This window comes from Halonatronomonas betaini, from assembly GCF_015666175.1.
In the GTDB taxonomy this organism is placed as follows: Bacteria; Bacillota; Halanaerobiia; order Halanaerobiales; family Halarsenatibacteraceae; genus Halonatronomonas; species Halonatronomonas betaini.
Genome location: NZ_JADPIE010000009.1, coordinates 70,822 through 91,027, shown reverse-complemented (window position 1 = coordinate 91,027; position 20,206 = coordinate 70,822). Strand labels below are relative to the sequence as shown.

Sequence of the window (20,206 nt, the reverse complement as noted above, 5' to 3'; positions counted from 1 at the left end):
AATATCCTCCCTTTACTAAAATCAATCATAACGTATCCTTGGATTGAGATAAGCATAGCTAATATCAACTAATAAATTAGCCAGTGAAAATGCTACAGCCAGTAATAAAGTACCTGCCTGAACTATTGGAAAATCTCGCTGCGAGATAGCATTATAAATTAATCTACCTACTCCAGGCCAGGCAAAAACAGTTTCAATAATAATTGAGCCACCAAGCATAGCACCTAATCTAATACCAAGTACTGTAACTACAGGGAGGAGAGCATTTCTTAAAGCATGTCTAGTTACTACAACTCTTTCTCCTAATCCTTTAGAACGAGCAGTTCTTATATAATCAGCTCTTAAAACATCTAACATACTGGACCTGGTTAAACGGGTTAAAAGAGCAGTCTGAATAATCCCTAATGAGATCGCTGGTAATATCAAAAATCTAAGAGAATTTATAAGTGTCATAAAACTACCAGTTGTAAAAATGCTACCAATTCCAACAAATAGTGATGGCCCCCTACCAAATAACGGTAAAATGTCAACTCGTAGAGCCAGATGGGTTAAAAGCATTAAACCAATCCAGAAACTGGGCATAGAAACTCCAATTAAAGCCAGTATCATTGTTGAAAAATCAACCCATGTCGATTGTTTTATAGCTGCTATTATTCCTAAGGGTATAGCAACAATAATAGAAAATAGCATTCCCATTAAAGCCAGTTCAAATGTTGCCGGCATTCGAGCAAAAATTAATTCTGTTACTGGTCTCCTTTGTCTTATAGATGTTCCTAAATCACCCTGTAATACATTGCCAGCCCAGCGGAAATACTGGATATGTAAGGGTTGATCCAGACCATAATTTTCCCTCAATCTCTCAACTTCTGCAGGTGAAGCATCTTCACCTAACATTATTCTTACAGGATCACCAGGAGCTAAATGCACTAACATAAAAACAATCAATGAAACACCAATTAAAATTAATATTAAATATAATAAACGTCTGATAATATATTTAGACATTTTTAAAAGCGAATCTCCCTTCTACTTAAATAATCCTAATATAAATTTTCTTCTAATTTAAAGGGTAAAAGTTGTAAAATTAAGCTTAAAACACCGGCATAAGCCGGTGTTTTAGCTTTTATTCTCTCAAACTAATATTTTACAACTAATTACTCAGCTCTTTCTAGGAAAGGAACTGACAACCATGCATTAGCTGCATATGGATGAACTTCAAATCCTTCAAATTCAGGCTGTACTAATGCTACCTCTTCAGTATAGTTCAAGAATACTTTAGGAGCATCTTCATTTAAGATTTCCTGGACTCTATGATAAATTTCAATTGACTCATCAGATTCAGGATCAGTTCTTCTACCCTCTTCTAATAATTCATCCATTTCAGGATTAGAATAATTTACATGGTTAGCTGAACCTTCACTATGGAACTGACGATATGAAGCTCTATCAGGGTCCATCTGGCCACCCCAACCTAGAATGAACATTTCATAATCATTGGTATCATATATTCTATCGAGGAAGGCACCCCACTCTTCAATTACTACTTCAACATCAAGACCAAGTTCACTTAATTCATACTCCATGATTTCAGCAATCTGCATTCTTACTGGATTTTCATTTGTGAAGATCCTTAATTCAACATCCTCTTCAGCTGCAATTGACTGCTGATAATACTCATGAGCCTTTTCAGGATCATAACTAATAAAGTCTAAATCACTGTGGAACCATGGCATAGTTGGAACAATCTGACTTTGACCAACTTCGCCGATTCCCTGAAGAATATGCTCAACAATAGCTTCACGGTTAACCATGTAAGATACTGCTTTTCTTAAGTTCTCATCTGTCATTGGTCCTTCTTCATTATCGAAACCAACATAACTATAACCAGTACCTGCTGTTCTGAAAACATCAACATCAGGATCATCTTCTAATCTGGCCAATTCATCAGGTACAACTCCACCCTGATACATATCAATTTCGCCAGCTTCAAATGCTAATAGACGGGCTGAATCTTCAGGAATAGCTCTAAATTCAACTACATCAAAATTAGGAGTACCGCCCCAATAATTTTCATGAGCCTCTAGAATCATACGATCATCTCTATCCCATGATTCAAATACATATGGACCAGTACCTACTGGCTCATTACCATAATCGTCTCCAAGTTCTTCTCCTATATCCCTTGGAACAATACCGAAACGAGCAATATTGTTGATTAAGAAAGTATTTACTTCACTTAGATGAAGTGTAACTTCATAATCATTAACTATCTCTACTTCTTCAATGGCAGCATATAGATCTCTATTAGCTGCATCATTGTCTTCGTCTAAAATCCACTCGATGGTATACTTAACATCGTCAGCTACAAATTCACGACCATGGTGGAATTCAACACCTTCTCTAAGATAAAATGTTAATTCAGTTGCATCTTCACTATACTCCCAATCTTCAGCGAGTGCAGGTCCCAGGCTTAAGTCATTCTCAATTACTATTAAAGGTTCATTAATTAAATTAATTCTTTCAAAGGCTGGGATATCAACCTCTGCTCTGGTATCTAAACCAGGAGCCTCAGCACCAGATCCTATAACTATTCTGTCCTCTTCTTCTGCCATTGCCATTGTTGTACCAGCAAAAACAAATGCTAATGCTAATACAATCACCAATCCATTTCTCAACATTGACTTCATACTCTTTAACGCCCTCCTTATCAATATTTTAATACTAATAAAATCCAATTGAATTATACCACTGAACTTAACAAATGTCAACCAAATCAGTGCATTATTATGTCGATTTATCCCGCTTTATAGAACTATAACTCATGTATCCAATCATTTGCTCAACCTTGTCTGGAAATAATCTCCCGTCCTATTATCAATCCTGCTACTGAAGCCTGCATAAGCCCTCTTGTAATACCTGCACCATCGCCACCAGTAAACAGATTCTTAATTTTTGTTTCAAGGTTTGGAGTTACTTCTAATCTTGAAGAATAAAACTTAACTTCAACACCATATAATAATGTATCTCTTGAATACATGCCAGGTGCCAGTTCATCTAGAGCCTCTAACATTTCAATAATACCAGTTAAATGTCTATGAGGCAAGACCAGGCTTAAGTCTCCAGGAGTCGCATCTTTTAAGGTCGGGTCAACCAGACCTCTACTCATTCTTGTCGGTGTAGATCTTCTACCATTTAACAGGTCTCCTAAACGCTGAACCAGTACTCCTCCACCTAATAAATTAGCTAATTTGGCAATAGCTCTTCCATAAGTAATCGGTTCTTTAAAAGGCTCGGTAAATGTCTTGCTAACCAATAAAGCAAAATTAGTATTTTCAGTCTTTATATCAGCATGACTGTGACCATTTACAGTTATTAAACCCTGATTATTCTCACTAACAACTTCACCATAAGGCGACATGCAGAATGTCCTGACCTTATCATCAAAACTCGGAGTCTGATAAATCAATTTCGATTCATATAATTTATCAGTGAGAGGTTCAGCTATTGCAGCTGGAGTTTCTACTCTAACACCAATATCAACAGGATTTAAACTGGTGCTAATATTAAGCCTCTTAACTTCTTCTGTAAGCCAGCTGGCATTCTCTCTTCCTGGAGCCACACTAACATAATTAGTTGATATTTTAGTGCCATCTTTTAACTCAATGCCCTTTACTTTTTCATTTTCGTCAACTAAAATTGAAGTCGCTTTTGTCTTAAACCTGATTTCAACTCCCTTTTCAACCAGGTAATCTTTCATCTTACTTAAAACCTTTTTTGTATGTCCAGTTCCTAAATGACGCAATCTAGCAGGTATAAACTTAAGACCTGCTCTAATAGCCTCATCCTTGAATTTCTGGATTTCATTATCTTCAGGACCAAAAATCCTTTCAGGGGCATCAAATTCTAAATAAATATCATCAGCTATCTTAATCATCCGTTCAAGTTCTTCTCTGCCAATATACTCTTCTAAATTTCCGCCGATATCTGCAGATAGAGATAATTTGCCATCACTAAATGCACCTGCTCCACCCCAGCCAGAAACAATCGCACAGGAGACACATTCCTGACATCCCTTTCCACTACCAGGATAAGATTTCATAGGACAGACTCTATTATCAATATCTGAACCCTTTTCAATCATTAAAATATTTAAAGCCGGTTTTTCTTCCACAATTTTCATTGCAGTAAAAATTCCAGTAGGTCCAGTTCCAACTATTACAACATCATATTCTTCAACCATTAATTAATTGGCCTCCTTAGTCAATTTAAGATCTCCAGATTTAATCAAACCATTCCTAGCCATCACTTTATAAATTAAAAACGAAATAATTGCAGGCAGAAAAAAATGGAGCAATAAAATAGGAATTAGAGCATTACTACCCATAGTTTCAAGAGTAGCTACCTGACCAACAAGGCCGCTAGTCCCCATACCTGCTCCTATTCTGCTATTTTCCATTTTAAATATAACTGTAGCTATTGGCCCTAAAATAGCTGATGTAATTATTGGGGGTATCCAGATTAATGGTTTCTTCAATATATTCGGTATTTGCAGCATAGAAGTCCCCAGTCCCTGAGCTATTAACCCCCCAATACCATTATCTTTAAAACTTATAACAGCAAAACCTATCATCTGAGCAGAACAACCGACTGTGGCAGCTCCAGCTGCCAATCCTTCAAGGCCTAATGAAATTGCCAGAGCAGCACTTGAAACTGGTAGAGTTAAAAATACCCCCATTATTACTGATACAGCAATACCCATTGGTAGAGGCTGGAGGGTAGTTGCCAGATTCACAGTCTGTCCAAGCCAATAGGAAAAACTTATCAACCATGGTCCAAAAATAGAACTGGCAATACCACCGGCAATTATTGTAGTGGCTGGAACCAATACAATATCAACCGGCGTCTTACCAGTTACCCTTTTAGCTATTTCTGCTCCGATAACTGCTGCTAATAATGCTCCAACAGGTTCCCCAATTTGAATAGCTGCTGAGTTATTAACAAGAACAATTGTCCCTGCACCTAAAGCACCTGTTACTAAAGAAGAATATAAACCTAGACCTTTTAATTCCAGACTATAAGCTATTCCAACACCGATTGCTGGTCCCATTAACAACTGAGCAATCTCTCCAAATTGGATCAGCATATCGATGTTCAATAATTCTCCAACCTGACTTATAATTAAACCTATAATCAATGAAGAAAATAAACCCAGAGCCATACCATTTAGCACTTTAACTAAATACTGCTGAACTTTTTTTAGTATTCTTAGCATTAACTCACCATTTTTTTTACTTGCCTAATCTCTTTAAAACCATTTCATATCCGTCTTCGCCATATTCTAAGGCTCGCTTGACCCTACTAATTGTAGCAGTACTTACCCCGGTTTCAGCCACAATATCCTCATAAGTTACACCATCTTTTAGCATTCTTGCAACTTCAAGCCGCTGTGCCATAGCCTGAATTTCACCAACTGTTGCTACATCCTGAAAGAAGTCATAGCATTCCTCAATATTTTCCAGTTTTAAAATTGCTTCAAAAAACTGCTCAGTAAATTCATTTTTAATATCTTTAGCCATTTTTTAATTCCTCCTAAATTTAATAATTATTCCCATTCTATTGTTGCAGGTGGTTTAGAGGTTATATCATAAGCAACTCTATTCACCTTTTCCACCTCATTGACAATTCTTCTTGAAATCAAATCAAGAGTTTCTCCAGGAATTCTTACCCAGTCAGCTGTCATAGCATCAATGCTTGAAACAGCCCTTAATATAATCGGATAACCATAGGTTCTTTCATCTCCCATTACACCAACACTCTTGATATCTGGCAGTACTGCAAAGGATTGCCAGACTTTATCAGCAACATCAGATTTTGATAACTCTTCTCTAAAAATATAATCTGCCTTTCTTAAAATATCCAGTTTTTCAGCAGTTATATCTCCAATAATTCTTATCCCAAGCCCAGGACCTGGAAAAGGTTGTCTCCAGACCAATTCATCAGGCAAACCAAGCAGAGATCCAATCTCTCTTACTTCATCTTTAAAAAGGTCCCTCAATGGCTCTAACAACTTTAACTCCATCTCATCAGGCAGGCCACCAACATTATGATGAGATTTAATAGTTACAGAATTCTTGCTATCTCCACTCTCAATAACATCTGAGTAAATTGTTCCCTGAGCAAGATGGGTAACCCCATCAATTTCAATTGCCTTGTCTTCAAAAACTTTAATAAATTCATGACCAATTATCTTTCTCTTCTCTTCAGGATCAGTAACACCTTTTAATTCTTCTAAAAATCTATCAACAGCATCAACAGCATGAAGATTTATTGAAAAATTTTCTGAAAAATATTTCTGTACCTGCTCACTCTCTTTATATCTTAATAAACCATGATCAACAAAAATACAATGTAGTCTCGATCCAATTGCCTTATCAATCAGGGCAGCGGCTACTGAAGAATCAACTCCTCCAGATAAACCTAAAACAACATTTGAATCTTCTTGAACTAAATTTCTGATCTCAGCAACTTTCTCATCTACAATCTCTTCTAAAGTCCAATTTTTTTCAGCATCACAGATAGCAAAGACAAATCTCTTTAACAGCTCTTTGCCTCCAGTGGTGTGCTCAACTTCTGGATGAAACTGAACTCCATAAATACTTAATTCTGATGAACCAAATGCTGCAATTGGAGTATTTTCAGTACTGGCTAACTTTTTAAAACCAGTTGGCAACTCAACTACACTATCGCCATGGGACATCCAGACAGATAATTTGTTATCAACAGTAAAATAATCTAGAACTGAAAATAGCTTATCATCTTTATCTAATAGTTCAAGTTGAGCTCTCCCAAACTCCTTTTTATCACTTGGTTTTACTCCACCACCAGGCAAAAACTTTGCAATCAACTGCATTCCATAACAGATTCCTAAAATCGGCTTTTCAATCTTAAAAATTTCTGGATCTATCATTGGAGCATCTTCTGCAATTGTGCTGGCTGGTCCTCCAGAAAAAATAATCCCAATGACATCTTCTTTAGCAAATTTTGAAATCTCAAAATCATTAGTTACAACTTCTGCATAAACCCCCAAATCCCTGATTCTTCTGGCAATCATTCTGGCATATTGACCGCCAAAATCAACAACTAAAATTTTATTACCTTTCATGACAGCTCCTCTCGATCATTAAATTTAATCCACTAATTTATTAGCTCTTTCATTTAAGATTTTACCATAAAAATATAGCACAAGCAAAAAAGGCGGTATGCCTTCCGACATACCGCCTCTATATTTATAATTTAATGATATTACTCATGGGTTTGGGCTTACATCATACCGCCCATGCCACCCATTCCGCCCATTCCACCGGGCATTCCGCCCATTCCGCCAGGCATTCCGCCTCCGGATGAGCCATCATCGTCATCATCACTTCTATCAGCAATCAAGCATTCAGTTGTTAATAACATAGCTGCTGCACTTGCTGCATTCTGAAGAGCTGAACGGGTAACTTTGGCTGGATCAATAATACCAGCTTCAATCATATTAACAAACTCTCCAGTCATAGCGTTAAAGCCTTTACCGGCCTGAGCATCTTTAAGTTTTTCAACAATTACTGAACCTTCATAACCTGCATTGCTTGCAATCATTTTAACAGGAGCTTCCAGTGCTTTTCTTACAATATCTACACCAGTAGCTTCATCGCCTTCAAGCTTTACATCATCGAGAGCTTTAATGGCTTCAATAAAGGTTGCGCCACCGCCAGGGACAAGACCTTCTTCAACAGCTGCTCTAGTTGCAGATAGAGCATCTTCAATACGATGTTTCTTCTCCTTGAGCTCTGTTTCAGTAGCAGCACCGACTTTAATTACAGCAACACCGCCGGCTAATTTAGCAAGGCGCTCTTCTAACTTTTCTCTATCAAAGTCTGAAGAACTATTTTCAATCTGCTTTCTTAGACGGGCAATTCTGCTCTGAATATCTTCTTTATTGCCATTACCTTCGACAATTGTTGTATCATCTTTAGTAATTGTAACTTTATTAGCCTGACCAAGCATGCTAATGTCAGCGTTTTCAAGCTTAAGGCCAAGATCTTCAGTAATAACCTGACCGCCAGTCAAGACAGCAAGGTCTTCAAGCTGCTGCTTTCTTCTATCGCCAAATCCAGGTGCTTTAACAGCAACACAGTTAAATGTTCCTCTAATCTTATTAACAACTAGAGTTGCAAGTGCTTCACCTTCAACCTCTTCAGCAATTATTAATAATGCTTTGCCTGACTGAGCAACTTTTTCTAATAAAGGTAGGATATCCTGGATATTAGAAATCTTCTTATCAGTAATTAAAATATATGGATCTTCTAAAGAAGCTTCCATAGTTTCAGTATCAGTTACCATATATGGTGATAGGTAGCCGCGATCAAACTGCATACCTTCAACAACATCTAAAGATGTTCCCATACTCTTTGATTCTTCAACAGAGATTACTCCATCCTGACCAACTTTTTCCATGGCTTCAGCTATTAACTCACCAATTTCTTCATCGGCAGCTGAAATAGCAGCAATCTGAGAAACAGCCTCTTTACCTTCAACCGGTCTGCTTATGTTAGCAATTTCATCGGTTAAACGGGAAACTGCCTTTTCAATACCTCTCTTAAGAAGCATTGGGTTTGCGCCAGCAGCAACATTTTTAAGGCCTTCTTTAAAGATAGCTTCTGCTAAAACAGTGGCTGTTGTTGTACCGTCACCAGCAACATCATTAGTTTTAGTAGCTACTTCTTTAACAGCCTGAACTCCCATATTTTCATAACGGTTTTTAACTTCAACTTCTCTAGCAATACTAACACCATCATTAGTAATTGTTGGAGAACCGAAACTCTTTTCTAAAACAACATTTCTACCCTTTGGACCTAATGTAATTTTAACTGAACGGGCTAATAAATCAACGCCACGCTCTAAAGCTCTTCTTGCATCTTCGCCGAACTTTAAATCTTTAGCCATTATATATTACCCTCCTTATTTATGATTCAATTACAGCCAGGACATCTTCCAGGCTGAGTATTACAAATTCTTCACCATCTAGATTTACTTTTGTACCAGCAAACTTATCAAAAACAACAAGCTCGCCTTCCTTAACACTTTCTAATTCTCCATCTTCACAGCCTTTTCCAACTGCTACTACTTTACCCTGTTGAGGCTTTTCTTTCTTGGCAGTATCTGGAAGAACGATACCACTTTCAGTCTTCTTTTCCTCTTCTTCAACAAACTCAACTACAATTCTGTCATTAAGTGGTCTAAGATTCACTGAATATACCCCCTTCAAATTTTATTAAACAAAATTTATCTATATTGTTAGCACTCACTTTTGCCGAGTGCTAATAACCACAGTTATTATAATAATAAAGGAACAAGCAGAAATCAAGTCCTCTAAGAGCACCAATAAAGACATGAGTTTCTCTTTATGAAGATTAGCTGCTTAAAGCTCCATAATTCTTCATCTAACGAATTATTATTAAATAATAAAAAGCTCTGTTGAAAATAAGTCCAGCAAATCAGATCTTAAAGCACCTTTTAAGTCTCTACCATCAATATCAAATAAAGCTGAACTGGTAATAATTAAATCATAATTAAGCTGATTTACTCTATTTGCTATTAATTTATAATCATCAACAACAAGTAATCCCGCTGAACCAATATTGCCCCCAAAATAATTTGAAGCAACTACCATAACATCAATCTCAATTCCAACTTCATCTTCTAATATCTCTGCGATCAAATTAAGTCTATCTTCAGCCAGCTTAGAAGTTAATATCAAAACCCTTGCATAATGTGATGATTCAAACTTGTTTTTAAACTTACTAAATTCTTTAAAAGAAAAATCATTAGCCATAACTAAACCAGTATAGTCATTTCTTCCCCAGCCTGAACTGTTAACAGTAAGCTCTTTTGATCTCCCTTTTCTATTAATTAAAAGATTGAATTTATTTCTATTCTCTAAACTCTCCTTGAACTTATTAAAAGCATCAACCCTTGAAAAAACTTTTTCACCAGAGATCTCTTTTATTATATCCCCTTTTTTAAGGCCAGCACTCCAGGCTGGAGTATTAATAATAATCCCTAAAATTTCAGCCTGCAAATCATTAATAACTGCAGGTTCAAATATCAATGGTATAGAAATTTCATCATTTAAATCCTCAACTTGCTTCTGCAATTTTAAGCGATCAACCAGAAACTTATTCTTAATATCAGCATCAGCAAATTTACTATATCCAGCCATCATAATCCTGGCTAATTTAATATTTTCGAATTGACTTACTCTATATAAAGAGTTTTCTAACTCATCCCAGCCAGTAACTCCTGGTATAGCAACAAAACTTGTCTCTACAAAAATTTCATTTCTATTTAACTCTTTAAGTATCTCCAGTATCTGTTTATTTGAGCCAGCTCCTAAAACCTCTTCTCTTTTTTCTAAATCAAGGAGATTAACTGAAACAGTTAATCTTAACCCGCCACTACCATTACTATCTAAATCAACCAGAGTCCCTATATCATCTTTATTTAAGCCAGCCGCAGAAGTTGTTATCCTTAGTGGCGTTTCAGGAAATCTCAATCTGAATTCTCTTAATATCTCCTGCCAGTCAGGATGATTAAAGGGTTCTCCTTCTATAATTCTAGTAGCAGATTCTCCAATATATACAGGCCTATCTTTATTAATATAATCAAACAAAGAAAAAACCATCCCTTTATCTAAATGCCCTCCAGAATATACCTCAATATCCTCAGGGTTAAAGTGATGGCTGCAAAATAGACAGGACTGCTGACAGACCGATGTCAGCGGTATAATATTATATTCCTGCACTGTTTGATATATTAATTTTAAATAATAACCATTTTCCATTATAATCAATCCTTAAGTTACATGGAAAGATCAGCTTTTACACCGATATCCAGATTGTCAAAATCAGCATCAGCATAACGATAATACGCTGCTGCACCAATCATAGCTGCATTATCTGTACATAAATTAAGAGGAGGAACATAATATTCCAGATCTGCACTTTTAGCAATCAGCTCTACTTTATTTCTTAAGACCTGATTAGCGGCAACACCACCGGCCAATAAAATAGACTCGGCCTTAAAATCCATAACCGCTTTTTCCAGCCTGGCTGTTAAACTATCAACCACAGCCTGCTGAAATGATGCAGCCAGGTCATTTTTATTAACATCCTCGCCTCTCTGGCTGGCATTGTGGACATAATTAATTACTGCCGTCTTTAAGCCACTAAAACTAAAGTCATAGCCTTCTTCGCCAACTAAAGCCCTTGGCAGCTCAATAGCATTAGCATCTCCTGTTTTAGCCATCTTCTCTATCTCAGGCCCACCAGGATAGCCCAGCTCCAAAAACCTGGCAATCTTATCAAAGGCTTCACCGGCAGCATCATCCCTTGTCCTTCCTAAAAACCTGTAACTCCCTGGCCTATCAAAATAAAGTAAGTCTGTATGACCACCAGAAACAGTTAAACAGATAAAAGGAGAAGCAATTTCATTATTAATCAAAAAGTTAGCATAAATATGGCCAGCAACATGGTTAACGCCAATAAATGGCAGTCCAAGACTATAGGCCAACCCCTTGGCAGCAGCAAAGCCAACTAATAATGCTCCAACAAGGCCAGGACCTCTGGTAGCTGCAACTGCATCTAAATCTTTATATTCAATGCCTGCTTCTGAGATAGCCTCATCAATAACAGGTTCTATTAATTCAAGGTGTTTTCTAGAGGCTATTTCAGGAACTACCCCGCCAAACTTCTTATGCCAGTCAACCTGTGATGCCACAATATTTGATAGAATCCTGGGACCAGCACCGATAACAGCAGCAGAAGTTTCATCACAGGAAGTCTCAACTGCAAGTATTAATTTATCATCCATCCTGATTTTCCTCCTTCTGTTGTCGCTGCCAGTTAATCTCTGCCTGAGGCTTTTTCAAATATTCTGGAGTAATATCTCTTATATTTGCAATAAGCCCCTTATCGTAATAATAATAAGCCAGCCTGGCAATTCTGCCACCCTGACCAGTATTCTCATAACCATCAGTAATACTATAGTCAAACTTTGAATCAGCAAAAATCTCCTTTAATTTATCCTGATAATAAATAGCCCCGGGTCCACTAAAAATAATCTCCTGACTGCTATCAGTTGTATATTCAGCCAGATAAGCTGGCAACCTTGCAACCTTTATGGCGCTATCATAACTTATTCTGCCAGTATCAGGCAAAGAAAATCCACCCTGATAAATTGCAGTATAAACCCGTTTTCGCCTGGCATCAAGCATTGGCAGATAATACCCCTGTCTCTCAATATTTGGCACCAGCGTATCAAGACTGGATATAGGAACAAACTCAAATTTATTAATTAACCCAAAGGCCTTAACAGTCGCCAGGGCAATTCTCAAACCAGTAAAAGAGCCTGGTCCAACTACAGCACCGATAATATCAATATCCTCCAATTTAATACCCTGCTGATCAAGACTATACTTTATCCCGGGAAGTAGTCGTTTATTATGACTCTGATCAACAGTGATATTAAGATCAGAAATAATCTGGCCATCTTCTGCCAGCCCGATACCTAGATAATTTGTAGCTGTATTAATTCCTAGACTCAGCATATTCTTTCACTCTCTCCAGTAATTTTTGACCTGATTCATAATTGGCCTTTAACCTTAGTTGACGCTGCTGATCAGCCTGCCCCTCAATGCTTATCTCGATATAATCTTCAAGATATGGTCTGATCAGCTCAGGCCATTCAATCAAAATAAGATTTTCTTCTAAAAGAATCTCATAAATCCCGATCTCATCCAGCTCATATTCATTATCAAGCCTATAGAGATCAATATGATAGATATCAAATTCATTGCCCTGATACTGATTTATCAGAGAATAGCTGGGACTACTGGCATTCTCCCCGGCCAGTTTATCAATTAACCCCTGGCTTAAACAGGTTTTGCCAGTGCCGAGCTCTCCATTCAATAAAATCACAACTGGAAGGTCTGGCCTGCTGTCAGCAATAGCATCTGCAATTATCTTCCCTAAATCAGCAGTCTCTTCAGCCGAGACCGATAATATATTCAATTCGTCATCAACTAAATCTATCTCCATAAAATCCTCCTGAACCTATACAGTCTCTTCAGCAAAAATTAACTGAAGCTCATCTTCAAGTTCCACACCTAATTCCCTTAAAGTCTTGTCCAGAGCTTTTAAAGTTCTATAAATCTTCTCTTCATAACAGTTTTCACCCATATGACCAATTCTTAAAATATCCTTTGCATACTTGCCCACAGAACTGGCAATCATAACATTATACTTATCAGCCATAATCTGATTCAACTCATCATAATCAACACCAGCTGGCTTCTTAAAAGCAGTAACTGTATCTGAAAATCCTGCCCTGGCAAAGAGCTCAAGTCCAGCCCTCTGCAGTGTATTTCTAACTGCCCTGCCGTTCTTTTCATGTCTTAATAATACATCTTCATCCCCTAACCAGTTATCTAAAGCCTGATCAAAAGCATAAATATCGCTAATAGCCTGGGTATAGGGAAAGCTCTTTTTCTGATACCAGTTCTGCCAGGGTATTAAATTAAGGTAATAGCCATGAACCTCAGTCTCCCGGTTATTAATCATTTCCCAGGCAGCTTCAGAAATACTCATAAAAGTAGTTCCTGGAGGAGCAGAAAAACATTTCTGAGAGCCCCCAAGTAATATATCAACCCCCCAGCTATCGACATCTACAGGCACCCCACCAACAGCAGAAACAGAATCAACGACTGATAAAATATCATATCGATTTAAAACTTCTGTTATTTCTTCAACTGGATTCAAAATTCCAGTTGGAGTCTCACAGTGTACCAGGGTAGAAAATTTATAATCAGAATCCTCTTTTAAAAGATTTTCAAGTTTATCAGCATCGACAGGCCGATCATCTGGAAAATCAACTAACTCAACTTCTCCGCCATATAGCCGAACAAAGTCAGCAAAACCTTTTCCAAAAATGCCATTATTAATAACTAAAACCCTATCTCCAGGCTCAATTAAAGAGGCACAGGCCGATTCCAGTCCTAAAATCCCCTCGCCGCTCATAACAATAACATCATTTTCAGTATGTAATATATTTTGTAATTTTGAAACCATTTCAGCATAAAAATCAAAAAACTCAGGATCAAGATCTGGATTGGTAATCGGCTGAGCCATGGCTTTTCTTACCGATTCAGCAATCTCAGTCGGCCCTGGAGTCATAATCAATAAATCATTCATCATATCACTCCTAATAAAAGTATCGATATATTATTATAACAGATTATACCCTTATTATAAAGCTAAAAAATTAAAATACCTGGCTGATTTCTCATAATCAGCCAGGTTTATATCTTATACTTAGCTTTTTTGCCTGAATACTTAACCTATTTAATTCTTAGGTCTTTCTTTATAATTTGTATGCAAGAGATGATGAGCTTCGCCACTCAATGGTTCACCTAAAAACTCATTATATAATTTAATTATTTTCGGATTTTTATGAGACTTTCTAATACTACTTGTCTCATCAATACTGCCAAGCCCCCTGGCCCTGGCATCCTTCTTTTGCTCATCTACAGGTAAAGGCTGGCCACCGCCACCTACACAGCCATGTGGGCATGCCATTATTTCAATAAAATGGTAATCTTTTTCGCCATTTTTAACAGCCTTTAATATTTCTGATGCTTTAGCCAGACCATTGGCAATAGCAACATTAATCTTCTTATCACCGATTTCTACTGTGGCTTCATTGGTACCTCTAAAATCAAGATCCAATCTCTCAAGCTCTTCCCCGGTCAACTCTTCTTTAACCGTTCTAATTGCAGCTTCAGTAACTCCACCAGTCGTTCCAAAGATTGTACCGGCACCAGAGACATCCCCCATTAACTCATCGTAATCCTGATCATCTAATAAATCAAACCTTAAACCTAATTCTCTAATCATTCTGGCCAGCTCTCTAGTCGTTAAAACAGCATCTGTATCTTTATAACCACTGGATCTCATCTCATCCCGCTCTTTTTCAAACTTCTTGGCGGTACAGGGCATAATAGCCACTGTATATATCTTAGCAGGGTCTAAACCCTTTTCATTTGCATAATAAGTCTTGGCCAGAGTTGAAAACATCTGCTGAGGTGATTTAGCAGTCGATAAATGGGGCAACAATTCTGGATAATTATGCTCGGCAAACTTAACCCAGCCTGGACAACATGAAGTTATATGGGGCAGATTCTTATCACCTTCAAGTCTCCGTAAAAACTCATTGCCCTCCTCTAAAATTGTCAGATCAGCAGTAAATTCAGTCGAATAAACCCCATCAAAACCAATATGCCTCAATGCAGAGACTAATTTCCCGGTCACCACAGAACCAGGCTCCATTCCAAACTCCTCACCAATCGTTGCCTGAATTGAAGGAGCAGTCTGCACAACAACATGAATATCATCATTTTCAATAGCTTCCCAGACATCCTTAATTTCTATCTTTTCAGTTATAGCACCAACTGGACAGACAGTTGCACACTGGCCACAGTTAGCACAGTTAATCTCACTCTGAGGCAGATCAAAGGCAGTTGTTACAATCGAATCAAATCCCCGCTCACTAAACTGGAGTGCAGAAACTCCCTGAACTTCCTCACATTCACGAACACAGCGGCCACAGAGAATACATTTATTAGGATCCCTTCTTAAAGATGGCCCAACATCATCAATTGGCAGGTCTCTCCGTTCACCTTCAAGTTCATCAACATCATGACTGCCAATTCCCATACTGTAAACAAGATCCTGTAACTCACAGCTACCATTTCTATCACAGCCAAGACAGTCATTAGGATGATTTGCCAGCAATAACTTAACATTTCTTCTCCTGGCCTGTCTGGCTTTCATACTCCTGGTACTGATTTCCATGCCATCCTCAACCGGTGCCACACAGGATGCCAGCAACTGACCATTATCTTCATTTTCAACAACACAGACCCGGCAGGCCCCATGCAGTGTCAAATCTGGATGATAGCAGAGTTTAGGAACATCAATCCCCACCTCTTTAGCTGCATCAAGTATTGTCATATCCGAATCTACTTCAACAGGACTGCCATCTATTTTTAGTTTAACTTTACTCATACTTTTTCGCCTCCATTTTATCATTAATTGCTAGATTCACTTTAACCAACAGCAATCGCGTCTTTTGGACATTTATCAGCACAGACCCCACAGGAAATACAGGCTTCACTATCTATAGTATAAACCTCTTTTGGTTTACCGCTAATTGCATCAACAGGGCAGGCCTTCATACAGATACCGCAGCCAATACAATCATCTTCTAATACATAATAAGCCCCCTTTAAATCCGGGCAAACACCAGCAGGACATTTCTCATCCTCTATATGGGCAATATATTCATTCTCAAAATATTGCAGCGTACTTAAAACAGGATTAGGGGCAGACTGTCCAAGTCCACAGAGAGAAGTATCTCTAATATGTTCAGCCAGCTCTCTCAATAACTTAATATCACCTGATTTTCCTTCACCTTCAGTAATTCTATTTAATATCTCTAACATCCTTTTTGTACCTTCACGACAGGGGGTGCATTTTCCACAGGATTCACTCTGGGTGAAATTCAAGAAGAATCTTGATACATCTACCATACAGGTATTATCATCCATAACAACCATTCCTCCAGAACCCATCATGGCTCCAACTTCCAGCAGAGAATCATAATCTATCGGTAAATCTAAATAATCTTCAGGTATACAGCCGCCTGAAGGACCTCCGGTCTGCACAGCTTTAAACTTTCTATTCTCCTGAAGTCCACCGCCAATATCAAAGATAACCTCTCTTAAAGTTGTCCCCATTGGAACCTCAACCAGGCCAGTATTATTTATCTTACCGGTCAGAGCAAATACTTTTGTTCCAGGACTTCCTTCAGTTCCATAGCTGGCAAAGGCTTCTGGTCCCTCCTGAATAATAAATGGAATATTAGCAAATGTCTCCACATTATTTATGTTGGTCGGTTTGCCCCAGAGACCTTTAACTGCTGGATACGGAGGCCTCGGTGTTGGCATTCCCCTTTTACCTTCAATTGAAGCCATTAGAGCTGTCTCTTCACCGCAGACAAAGGCGCCAGCCCCCTCTTTAATATTCAACTTAAAATTAAAGCCTGAACCAAAGATATCATCACCTAAAAGCCCGTATTCTTCAGCATCTTTAATAGCTTTTCTGAGTCGTTTAATAGCTAAAGGATATTCAGCCCTTACATACACATAGCCTTCATCGGCACCGATTGCATAACCTGCAATTGCCATACCCTCAATGATCTTATGAGGATCACCCTCAAGGATACTTCTATCCATAAATGCTCCTGGATCACCCTCATCAGCATTACAGATAACATATTTCTTATCGCCAGGAGATTTAGCGGCAAAGGACCATTTTAAACCAGTTGGGAAACCGCCACCTCCACGTCCACGGAGGCCTGAATCCTTAACCATATCAATAACTTTATCCTGTTCAAGCTCAGTAAAGGCAATACCCATGGCCTCATAGCCACCACTGGCAATATATTCATCGATATTCTCCGGGTCAATCCGGCCACAGTTTTTAAGAGCAATTCTCTTCTGTTTCTTGTAAAAATCAATATCACTATAGCCTGGAACCTTCTCTTTATCGTCATCCACATAAAGGAGACGGTCAACAATTCGCCCCTTTAATAAATGTTCTTCAACAATTTCAGCAACATCGGCCTCTCTTAATTCAGAATAAAAGACACCTTCAGGATAAACAATTGCAATCGGTCCCCTTTCACAGAAACCATGACAGCCAGTCTCAACAACCCTGACCTCATTTTCAATCTCTTTCTCATGTAATTCATCTATAAAAATATCTTTAATTGCCCTGGCTCCAGATGAAACACAGCCTGTACCTGTACAGACCAATACATGTGAACGGTATATATTCTCCTTGCTCATCGAAATAACCTCCTATTAATTATTATGTCTGGCAATGACGTGTTCTTTGTCTATTCTATTATTGATTAGATGTTCCACTATTATCTGTCTGGCAATATCCGGTGTGAGATTACCATAGGTTATTCTCTCATCACCTGGTTTAACAATATCAAAAATTGGTTCTTCCTCACACATACCAATACATCCAGTCTGTACTATCTTGACATTAAGATCTCTTTTATTGATCTCATCTGAAACAGCCTGCAAAATATCTCTAGCTCCTGCAGCAATTCCGCAGGTTCCCATACCGATAATAACTTTGGCCAGGTCCTTATCGTCTCTGGCAGTCATATCCTTTTCCAGCCTCTTACGCATATCTCTTAATTCCTGCAATGATTTCATTTAAAATTCACCTCTTAATTTTCTAAAATTTGTTTTAAGGTCATCAGCAATAAACTCCAAAACCTCATGATGATCAAGGGGTATCGATCCTAATTCCTCTCTATAATCCCTGGTCTTAAATTCATAATTATCACCATTATACCAGTGGTAAAAATATATATCCTGATCAGAATTTAAAGTTATCAAACTAAGTATTGATTCAGGAATATCTCCTAAAGGAGGCCTGTCAATATGATCATATTCAAAGACCGCCGTCAAATAAGTTCCAATCCCTGACCAGGAAAAAATCTCTAAAAATCCTCCAGCTAATTCTGCATTATATTTAATCAAAGGAATACCTAAACCAACTTTTTTATTTCTCCCAGTGTAGAAAGGATCAGTAACAGATGCTAACTCTGTCTCTTCCATACCCTGGCCATTATCAGCCATTATCAATATCAGCTGATTTTTAGGTATATCCTCTTTTATTCTTAAGATCAACTTATCTGCTCCGGCCAGAAAAGAATTTTCAGCCAGGTCCAGAATATGGAGCGATAAATCCTTCATGATTATCTATACTTATCGAGTACGTCTTTAGTACTTTCAGCATTTAAACGGCCATGGGTATTATCATTAACCATAATAACAGGCGCCAGGCCACAGGCCCCAATACAGGCAACAGTTTCTAATGTAAATTTCAAGTCTTCAGTAGTTCCACCATTATCAACACCAAGCTCATCCTTCAATACATCAAGTACCTCACCGGCACCTCTTACATGACAGGCAGTTCCAGTGCAGACCCTGATGATATTTTCTCCTCTAGGCTCTAAATGAAACTGGGTGTAAAAAGTTACAACACCATAAACCTGACTTAAAGAGAGGTCAAGATTGACTGCAATCTCCTTTAAAACCTCCTCCGGTAGATAGCCATATTCTTCCTGAGCCTGCTGTAAGACAGGAATCAGGTTCTTTTCACTGGCCTCATAATCTTTCATAATCTCATAGAGTGGCTCCAGATACTTATTAATCTTTTCAGCTTGCTGACATGCACAGGTCATAATAAAATCCTCCTCATATTAATGTAATTAAACTTATTTTTTCAAAATCAAACAGAACTATTATCATAATAAAGCCCCCAGAATATCCTTTCTAGAATATTTTGCTGGTAATTCAATTCTGGCAACTTTTTTAATACTATCTATAAAATGACTATCAGTACTCTTAATAAAACTTGCTCTATTCTTAAAATTATATTTAGCCTTTAACTGCCCTAACTCCTCATCTAAAGTATACTCTAAAACCTTAAAACCTGGCTTCTCAGGAATAAACCCTAGAGTTTTAATTAAACCCTGGCTCCTAAAGACATGGGCAGGAATTAAAATCCCGCCAGCTTTAGCAACCAGGCTGCCAATCTCATTAATACCAAGACTTACAGCAGCCGGCAGAAAATAATCGATCACTTCAGAAAACTCATCATCCTGATTAACAACAATTTGATAACCAATTCTTTCAGGATTATATTCCCTTTTAAATAATTTCTCCTCAAGCATATCGGCCAGCTTTTCTGCAATTTCAACTTCCTCAAAAAATGCCAGCAGATGAATATCTTCAGTGGAAGTAATCTCAATCCCAGGCAGTAATTTTATTCCAAAACGTTCTGCCTGATACTCAGCAGCCCTCAAATTAGCAGCAGAATTATGATCAGTAACCCCGACGATCTCAATACCTTCAGCAGCAGCCCTGGCCATAATTTTTGCAGGGGTCATCTTAAGCTCAGCACAGGGAGATAAAACAGTATGATTATGGAGAGAAATCTCAACTAAGCCCAATTTCAATCAA

The 20,206-nt window shown here is 37.9% G+C and carries 19 protein-coding genes; all 19 read right to left on the bottom strand.

The features are described from left to right. Window positions 1-21 precede the first annotated feature (21 nt). On the bottom strand, window positions 22-1,005 hold the full coding sequence (locus I0Q91_RS13490; RefSeq protein ID WP_270455182.1) for an ABC transporter permease: 984 nt from the start codon (window positions 1,003-1,005) through the stop codon (window positions 22-24). A gap of 149 nt (window positions 1,006-1,154) precedes the next feature. Next, window positions 1,155-2,687, bottom strand: coding sequence for an ABC transporter substrate-binding protein (locus I0Q91_RS13485; RefSeq protein WP_270455181.1), 1,533 nt, complete (start codon window positions 2,685-2,687; stop codon window positions 1,155-1,157). Window positions 2,688-2,839: 152 nt separating this feature from the next. Further along, window positions 2,840-4,240, bottom strand: a complete 1,401-nt coding sequence (locus I0Q91_RS13480; RefSeq protein ID WP_270455180.1) for an NAD(P)/FAD-dependent oxidoreductase — start codon at window positions 4,238-4,240, stop codon at window positions 2,840-2,842. 3 nt (window positions 4,241-4,243) lie between these two features. Beyond that, entirely contained in the window at window positions 4,244-5,272 is a 1,029-nt protein-coding gene (locus I0Q91_RS13475) for a PTS sugar transporter subunit IIC (RefSeq protein WP_270455179.1), read from the bottom strand. A 16-nt stretch (window positions 5,273-5,288) separates the two neighbouring features. Then, the gene (locus I0Q91_RS13470) at window positions 5,289-5,576 is read right to left on the bottom strand and encodes a YerC/YecD family TrpR-related protein (RefSeq protein WP_270455178.1); all 288 of its coding nucleotides are present in this window, start codon (window positions 5,574-5,576) and stop codon (window positions 5,289-5,291) included. A gap of 26 nt (window positions 5,577-5,602) precedes the next feature. Further along, window positions 5,603-7,162 carry a glutamine-hydrolyzing GMP synthase gene (guaA, locus tag I0Q91_RS13465; protein WP_270455177.1) on the bottom strand — a complete coding sequence of 520 codons (1,560 nt, stop codon included), beginning with the start codon at window positions 7,160-7,162 and terminating at the stop codon, window positions 5,603-5,605. A 158-nt stretch (window positions 7,163-7,320) separates the two neighbouring features. Continuing rightward, window positions 7,321-8,988 carry a chaperonin GroEL gene (groL, locus tag I0Q91_RS13460; protein ID WP_282550629.1) on the bottom strand — a complete coding sequence of 556 codons (1,668 nt, stop codon included), beginning with the start codon at window positions 8,986-8,988 and terminating at the stop codon, window positions 7,321-7,323. 19 nt (window positions 8,989-9,007) lie between these two features. Then, window positions 9,008-9,292, bottom strand: coding sequence for a co-chaperone GroES (locus I0Q91_RS13455; RefSeq protein ID WP_270455176.1), 285 nt, complete (start codon window positions 9,290-9,292; stop codon window positions 9,008-9,010). Between the two features lie 207 nt (window positions 9,293-9,499). Beyond that, a complete protein-coding gene (locus I0Q91_RS13450; RefSeq protein WP_270455175.1) occupies window positions 9,500-10,885 on the bottom strand; it encodes a DUF512 domain-containing protein in 1,386 nt (461 codons plus the stop codon). 17 nt (window positions 10,886-10,902) lie between these two features. Next, complete coding sequence (gene tsaD / locus I0Q91_RS13445) at window positions 10,903-11,913, bottom strand: tRNA (adenosine(37)-N6)-threonylcarbamoyltransferase complex transferase subunit TsaD (RefSeq protein WP_270455174.1); 1,011 nt, start codon at window positions 11,911-11,913, stop codon at window positions 10,903-10,905. Further along, window positions 11,906-12,649, bottom strand: coding sequence for a tRNA (adenosine(37)-N6)-threonylcarbamoyltransferase complex dimerization subunit type 1 TsaB (tsaB, locus tag I0Q91_RS13440; RefSeq protein WP_270455173.1), 744 nt, complete (start codon window positions 12,647-12,649; stop codon window positions 11,906-11,908). Before tsaB ends, tsaD begins: the two co-directional genes overlap by 8 nt. Further along, window positions 12,630-13,139: a tRNA (adenosine(37)-N6)-threonylcarbamoyltransferase complex ATPase subunit type 1 TsaE gene (tsaE, locus tag I0Q91_RS13435; RefSeq protein ID WP_270455172.1), complete on the bottom strand. Its 510-nt coding sequence runs from the start codon at window positions 13,137-13,139 to the stop codon at window positions 12,630-12,632. The genes tsaB and tsaE overlap by 20 nt, the downstream gene beginning before the upstream one ends. 15 nt (window positions 13,140-13,154) lie before the next feature. After that, a complete protein-coding gene (locus tag I0Q91_RS13430; RefSeq protein ID WP_270455171.1) occupies window positions 13,155-14,291 on the bottom strand; it encodes a pyridoxal-phosphate-dependent aminotransferase family protein in 1,137 nt (378 codons plus the stop codon). A 150-nt stretch (window positions 14,292-14,441) separates the two neighbouring features. Next, entirely contained in the window at window positions 14,442-16,163 is a 1,722-nt protein-coding gene (locus I0Q91_RS13425) for an NADH-dependent [FeFe] hydrogenase, group A6 (RefSeq protein ID WP_270455170.1), read from the bottom strand. Between the two features lie 41 nt (window positions 16,164-16,204). Next, window positions 16,205-18,007 (bottom strand): NADH-quinone oxidoreductase subunit NuoF, encoded by a 1,803-nt coding sequence (gene nuoF / locus I0Q91_RS13420; RefSeq protein ID WP_270455169.1) that lies wholly within the window; start codon window positions 18,005-18,007, stop codon window positions 16,205-16,207. A 15-nt stretch (window positions 18,008-18,022) separates the two neighbouring features. Beyond that, complete coding sequence (locus tag I0Q91_RS13415) at window positions 18,023-18,388, bottom strand: (2Fe-2S) ferredoxin domain-containing protein (protein WP_270455168.1); 366 nt, start codon at window positions 18,386-18,388, stop codon at window positions 18,023-18,025. After that, window positions 18,389-18,934, bottom strand: coding sequence for an ATP-binding protein (locus I0Q91_RS13410; protein ID WP_270455167.1), 546 nt, complete (start codon window positions 18,932-18,934; stop codon window positions 18,389-18,391). 2 nt (window positions 18,935-18,936) lie between these two features. Continuing rightward, a complete protein-coding gene (gene nuoE / locus I0Q91_RS13405) occupies window positions 18,937-19,425 on the bottom strand; it encodes an NADH-quinone oxidoreductase subunit NuoE (protein ID WP_270455166.1) in 489 nt (162 codons plus the stop codon). Window positions 19,426-19,488: 63 nt separating this feature from the next. Continuing rightward, window positions 19,489-20,196, bottom strand: a complete 708-nt coding sequence (locus tag I0Q91_RS13400; RefSeq protein WP_270455165.1) for a PHP domain-containing protein — start codon at window positions 20,194-20,196, stop codon at window positions 19,489-19,491. Window positions 20,197-20,206 lie beyond the last annotated feature (10 nt).

Bases quoted from the DNA above. Each gene is read 5' to 3' on its own strand.
- I0Q91_RS13450 (WP_270455175.1), bottom strand. From the start codon at position 10,885: ATGGAAAATGGTTATTATTTAAAATTAATATATCAAACAGTGCAGGAA.
- I0Q91_RS13470 (WP_270455178.1), bottom strand. From the start codon at position 5,576: ATGGCTAAAGATATTAAAAATGAATTTACTGAGCAGTTTTTTGAAGCA.
- nuoE (WP_270455166.1), bottom strand. From the start codon at position 19,425: ATGACCTGTGCATGTCAGCAAGCTGAAAAGATTAATAAGTATCTGGAG.
- guaA (WP_270455177.1), bottom strand. From the start codon at position 7,162: ATGAAAGGTAATAAAATTTTAGTTGTTGATTTTGGCGGTCAATATGCC.
- tsaE (WP_270455172.1), bottom strand. From the start codon at position 13,139: ATGGAGATAGATTTAGTTGATGACGAATTGAATATATTATCGGTCTCG.
- I0Q91_RS13430 (WP_270455171.1), bottom strand. From the start codon at position 14,291: ATGAATGATTTATTGATTATGACTCCAGGGCCGACTGAGATTGCTGAA.
- nuoF (WP_270455169.1), bottom strand. From the start codon at position 18,007: ATGAGCAAGGAGAATATATACCGTTCACATGTATTGGTCTGTACAGGT.
- I0Q91_RS13410 (WP_270455167.1), bottom strand. From the start codon at position 18,934: ATGAAGGATTTATCGCTCCATATTCTGGACCTGGCTGAAAATTCTTTT.
- tsaD (WP_270455174.1), bottom strand. From the start codon at position 11,913: ATGGATGATAAATTAATACTTGCAGTTGAGACTTCCTGTGATGAAACT.
- I0Q91_RS13475 (WP_270455179.1), bottom strand. From the start codon at position 5,272: ATGCTAAGAATACTAAAAAAAGTTCAGCAGTATTTAGTTAAAGTGCTA.
- I0Q91_RS13425 (WP_270455170.1), bottom strand. From the start codon at position 16,163: ATGAGTAAAGTTAAACTAAAAATAGATGGCAGTCCTGTTGAAGTAGAT.
- I0Q91_RS13415 (WP_270455168.1), bottom strand. From the start codon at position 18,388: ATGAAATCATTGCAGGAATTAAGAGATATGCGTAAGAGGCTGGAAAAG.
- I0Q91_RS13485 (WP_270455181.1), bottom strand. From the start codon at position 2,687: ATGAAGTCAATGTTGAGAAATGGATTGGTGATTGTATTAGCATTAGCA.
- I0Q91_RS13480 (WP_270455180.1), bottom strand. From the start codon at position 4,240: ATGGTTGAAGAATATGATGTTGTAATAGTTGGAACTGGACCTACTGGA.
- tsaB (WP_270455173.1), bottom strand. From the start codon at position 12,649: ATGCTGAGTCTAGGAATTAATACAGCTACAAATTATCTAGGTATCGGG.
- I0Q91_RS13490 (WP_270455182.1), bottom strand. From the start codon at position 1,005: ATGTCTAAATATATTATCAGACGTTTATTATATTTAATATTAATTTTA.
- groL (WP_282550629.1), bottom strand. From the start codon at position 8,988: ATGGCTAAAGATTTAAAGTTCGGCGAAGATGCAAGAAGAGCTTTAGAG.